At 38.7% G+C, this 5,461-nt stretch carries 4 protein-coding genes and 1 pseudogene; all 5 read left to right on the top strand.

The features are described 5' to 3' along the window. The coding region (locus BLS49_RS24365; protein WP_139173186.1) for an RHS repeat-associated core domain-containing protein at positions 1-1,206 on the top strand (1,206 nt) is incomplete at its 5' end. A gap of 14 nt (positions 1,207-1,220) precedes the next feature. Beyond that, on the top strand, positions 1,221-1,592 hold the full coding sequence (locus BLS49_RS24360; RefSeq protein WP_091236719.1) for a CDI toxin immunity protein: 372 nt from the start codon (positions 1,221-1,223) through the stop codon (positions 1,590-1,592). 236 nt (positions 1,593-1,828) lie between these two features. Then, a complete protein-coding gene (locus BLS49_RS24355) occupies positions 1,829-3,667 on the top strand; it encodes a polymorphic toxin-type HINT domain-containing protein (protein WP_245742771.1) in 1,839 nt (612 codons plus the stop codon). 18 nt (positions 3,668-3,685) lie between these two features. Next, a complete protein-coding gene (locus BLS49_RS24350; protein ID WP_091236713.1) occupies positions 3,686-4,258 on the top strand; it encodes an Imm64 family immunity protein in 573 nt (190 codons plus the stop codon). Between the two features lie 338 nt (positions 4,259-4,596). Beyond that, positions 4,597-5,461 (top strand): annotated as a pseudogene (locus BLS49_RS24345) (hypothetical protein); the annotation flags it as partial.

The raw sequence follows: 5,461 nt of genomic DNA, 5'->3' as shown, positions 1-5,461 counted from the left end.
ACTACTGCGTCGTACCAATATGACATCAGAAATCGATTAAAGGCCGTGACCAAAGACGACACGAATATTACTTATAACTATAACGGCGATGGGCTGATGGTCGGGCGTACGAAAGGAAATCAATCAACAAGATACTATTATGATGATCGGGGCCTGCTTGTCGCGGAAGGCACGGTAGATTCTGGAGCGGTGTTCATTACTTATGGCTATGTATTTGATTCGACCGGGAAACTGGTAGGACGCCAATCGGCGGATGAATCGAAGCTACAATACTATGTGACCAATGGTCATGGGGACGTAACAGAGCTTCGTGATGCATCAGGGAACTTATTGAACAGCTACAGTTACGACATTTGGGGGAATCCGATAACAGTACAGGAAACCGTACCGAACTCATTGCGGTATGCAGGGGAATACTGGGATTCAGACGTAAACTTGCAATACCTTCGCGCTCGTTGGTATGATCCGGCGACAGCAAGGTTTATTGGAGAGGATACGTATGCAGGGGAGACTACGAATCCGCTGAGTTTGAATTTGTATACGTATGTGGAGAATAATCCGTTGATTTATATTGATCCTGCAGGACATAAAGCAATACATACTGGTACATGGTATTCCAATATGAAGGTTGGTCCTCATTGTGCAAAAGTAGGAATAAGTGTATGTGCGAAAGAGGCATTAAGTGGGGTAATAACTGTTTCAAGTGAAGTAGCTGATTTTTTAATTCTAGATGATATTAACACTGTACTTGATCCTAATGCATCCACTTTTGATAAATCACTTGCTGCAGTAGGTTTTATACCAATAGGTAAATTTATTAAAGGTGGAAAATTAATTATTAAACTTGGCAGTAAAGAAGGGAGGAAGATAGAAAGAGCATTTGAATTTACTCAAATTGGAAGTGAGAAAGTATTAAAATCTACGTTTAAATCATATGAACAAGCTAGAAATTTAGCATTTGATATTACAGGAGATTTAGGTGCTGATTCTAAAGCGTATGTTGGTAGATTAAAGACGAGTTATGGATACCAGAAGGTTATAGGACGTCAATCAGCAGATGGTAAAGTAAGATGGAGAGTTGATTATGATCCTAATAAAGGATTCCATATTAATGTGGAAGATTTTAGGGACGGTACTAATAAATATGTATTCCGTATTGAGGGCGGAGAAAAGGCGTATAAATCTATTATAGATTCACTGAACTAAGAGGTGCCATGTAGATGTCATTGTATGAAGAGTGTTTAAGTAAATTAGGAGAACAAGCATTGGTATTATCAGAAGAACAGACTAATCAACTATTTGACGAACTGCAAGAAAGTTTTCTGTTTACATTTTACGGACGTATTGATTGGAAAAAAACTAACTTAAAGAAAACGCAATTTGATATTTCAAAAGAAAAATTCGAAAATATAACAGCGTATATTCTTTGGGATAATAATCTATTTTCAGCAATTGAATCTGAATTATCAATAATCATAAACAGTATAGCTGATGTATTAAAAGTAAGTTTTGATACATGGATATACGTTCCTGGAAAGTTTGTTATTGAATTTTATCATGATGGAGAAGTAACAATAGGTTATTGTTACTAAAATTAAACTACAAGCCAGTGTGAAAATTCTAAACTGCACCCCAATTGTTAGATACGATCTAACTTTGTGGGTGCTTTTCCATTTTGGCTAACTTAATAACAGAAAGATTATTACATAGGCTGCACATTCTAAAAATTTTAAACCCGATAGTAAATTGTCCTCTTTGAAGAAATGATAAAAGTTATGTTAATGGATTACTGACAGAGTACACACATACCAATGATGATATGATGGGATTGTCGCATAAGAGAAATGGAACAGGGCTGAGAAGCTACAGTTATAGCTATGACATGAATAGAAACATCACTGGAATTAGCGAAAATGGAGCCACAGCCAAGCAGTTTACTTATGATCCTATGAATCGAATCACGACCTCCTCACAGTTCAACGAAACTTACAGCTACGACAGCCGGGGAAATAGACAGACGCTGAAGACCGAATCAGCTCATCTCATGGGGAAGACGGTATCCTATCAATATGATGAATGGGATCGGTTGACGAAGGTGAATCTGGCGAATGGAGCCTCTGTAGAGTACAAATACAACGGAGATAACCTGCTGGTAGAACGCAAGGAAGGTACTGTCATAACCAGATATTACTATGACGGTCAGGTGATCATTGCTGAGGGAACGGTAAAGGCAGATGGTTCCACGGATTTAAAAACAAGCTATTTATACGGTCATTCGTTAATGATGAGCGAGGATGCTAGTGATAACAAAGGTTATTACTTATCCAATGGTCATGGAGATGTTGTTGAAATATGCGATAGTGCAGGGAATATTCTTAATCAATACACCTATGATATTTGGGGAAATACGTTAACGGCATCGGAGAACGTACACAACCTCTTCAGATATTCAGGAGAATACTGGGATAAATCCACGAATCTTCAATATTTACGCGCTAGATGGTACGATCCAAGTATTGGGCGGTTTATTGGAGAGGATACGTATGAGGGACAGATTAATAATCCGCTAAGTTTGAATTTGTATACGTATGTAAGTAATAATCCTCTAAAATATGTTGACCCCTCAGGCTACCGACAGGAGTGGGGAGCTGGAGGAGGTGGAAGTCAAAAAGTTACTTTTTGGGAAAATGAATGGAATGCGTTAAAAACAGCTCACTCTTCTTGGTATAATGGTATTGACTTCTATACAGGTGGCACTTTAACAGCGCTAAATAATTATTATCGCGTATCTCAAGAAAATCCTTGGTCTATTGAACATTTTCTTTCTGCTGGGTTTATTGTAGTTGAAGTTTTTCCTCAAGGGAAATCTTCAAAAACAGTAGCATCCTTGACTGATGACGGTATAGCTTTCATACAAAAATTATTGATGAAAGAGTGCAATTGTTTTACAAGTGGGACTGAAGTTCTGACAGACGAAGGGGAGAAGAATATCGAAGACATAGAGGTCGGAGATATGGTTCTTGCCAAGAATGAAGAGACTGGTGAACAGGCTTACAAGGAAGTCACAGCCCTTCATCGTAACGAGAAAGATACCACCTATAAGTTATCAGTGGGCAATCAAATTATTGAGACAACTGATAATCACCCATTTTGGGTTGATGGCAAGGGTTGGGCTCTCGCTATTGATTTGAAGGTGGGGGATGAATTAGTACAAAGTAACGGAAATCACCTAACGATTGACAACATCGAAATTGTACATCACGATGAAAAAGTAAAGGTGTACAACTTTACAGTTGCTGATTTCCATACTTACTTTGTAAGTAGTTTGGGAATATGGGTTCATAATATTGAATGTTTACCTACAGCTTCATTCACTACAAAGAAGTTGCAACATGAATGGAAGCACGCAGGGGATTTTGGCTTATCAGGTAACTGGAATAAGACTAATGGTGAATTATATGAAAAAGCCATTCAAAACCATATGCAAGGTGCAACCAATGTTTGGAAATCGAAGTATAGAGGCGATGATGTCTTTGTGTACTTCGATAAGAACACTGGTATAGGCAGTTATACAGATTTGAGTGGAAATTATGTTGGTGGTTGGAAATTCAATCAAGCACAGCTAGAATTTCATCAGAATAACGGACAGGCTTTATTCACTAAATAACAAGGAGGATGTAATCATTTGGGGAGTACTATCAATATTGGGCTAGTCTATAATGACTCAAAAGCAATTGGAAAAATATTGGAAAAGTTACTTGGATTAGTTGTTGAAAATAATGGGCATTTTCAATCCGTAAAGTTCTGTGAGGATTATGATGGTGAGAGTTGGATTGAATTAGACTATCCCAATATGGACACAACATTTATTGACAAAATGACAAAGTCGTATTTTGTACAGATTCAATCGTGTCTTGACTTATTTCAGATTGAACAATTAAAGACTGATATAAGGATAGAAAAATACGACGAATTCTTCGGATTGCTTTTATTGTTTAACGAAGATGAAATATTGCCAAATTATTCGATTGAGTCACTTGAGAAGATCACTAACAGCATAATCAATTTCATTGTAGAAGTTCATCCAGTGCTTAATTTTGATTATGCTTTTTGTGACCATGAAGCAGAAATTGAGTATTCACCAAAAGAATTTAAGCCGGAAAAATACTCATTATCTTTTCTGCCCAATTTAACGAATGGTGTTTTAGGTGTAAGGAAGAGTAGTTGGGAAATTAACGGTTTAACTGAAAGACGATAGTAATCACAGACCTTGGGGGCAGTAAACCTCAAGGTCTTTCTTTTACGCCCACCCAGTGCCGAATCAATCGGGCGGCACACCTTGAAAGAACTTAACCCTCATCTCCTCCGTATGATATTCCTCTAATATGCCTGTACGCACATACAAAATGCTTGAGAATATAACCCTCTTTGATTTATCTGCATCCCCGTTATAGCCTTAAAATCATCAGATACCACCGTAGTTCGATGAAGAAACCTTACCTTTACTTTCTCCCAGTTTCTCCAGATATAATGCCATCCGATGACGGATCATTACAAATCAAGGTGACCGACTTATTTGTTAAAGGTGCGAACGGGATGGATTTTGCACTGACTCGTGTCTATGATAGTACGATGGGCAAGGATCGGACGTATGTAGCATCGGAGTATGAAAATAAAACCGAAATCACGAAGGAAGAGGAACGCTTTCACTTAGGAAAAGGTTGGAGATGGGATCTACCCTATCTGAAAACCGAAGCGGGGGCTGATTATCTAACCATTCCGAATGTAGGAACCTATGCGCTTGAAAACAATAAACTACAAGGATATCCGTGGAATAATTACGATTTCAGTACGGTTCGAGAAAGTCAGCTCGAGCAATTAAGGAATGAATTTGGGGTCTCGCAAGCTGAGTACGAACTAAGGGATTATACGGGAGGCACCACAACATTTTTCTCTTATCATGGTAATCCATTGCTGATTACTAACCGATTTGGCAATTACATCAGATTTTCCTGGGGGAGTAGCGGAAGCCTGGGGAAAACTCTTGACTTTGTATTTGTCTCCGCCGGAAATGGGGAGCTCGGACATTATTTGATTTTTAATTATGATAACCAGCAGGTGAAAGTGACGGCTTATGGAGAGGGGGCAAGCGAAGAGTCGGTTACCTACAAAAAAAAACCAGTAACATCATATAACCGGACACAAGAAGTCTTGACGGAAGTTATCGACGCTCAAGGTCGGTCGACCAAATTCGATTATGGTATTTGGAACAGTACTTTGTTTAATATGGTTCAAGGTTATGAAAATTTGACGGGAACCTATCGAATGATCTACTGGGGATGGAATGACTGGGTGCAGCTCACCTCCATTGAGCATCCGACTAAAGCAATTACTCAGTATGGTTTTGACGGGTTAGTTATGCGGAAGTTGGGGGAATACGCCGCACAGCAAGAACCAAGGT

Origin of the sequence: Fontibacillus panacisegetis, assembly GCF_900102215.1 — a bacterium.
GTDB lineage: Bacteria > Bacillota > Bacilli > Paenibacillales > Paenibacillaceae > Fontibacillus > Fontibacillus panacisegetis.
This window is presented reverse-complemented; position numbering and strand designations above follow the sequence as displayed.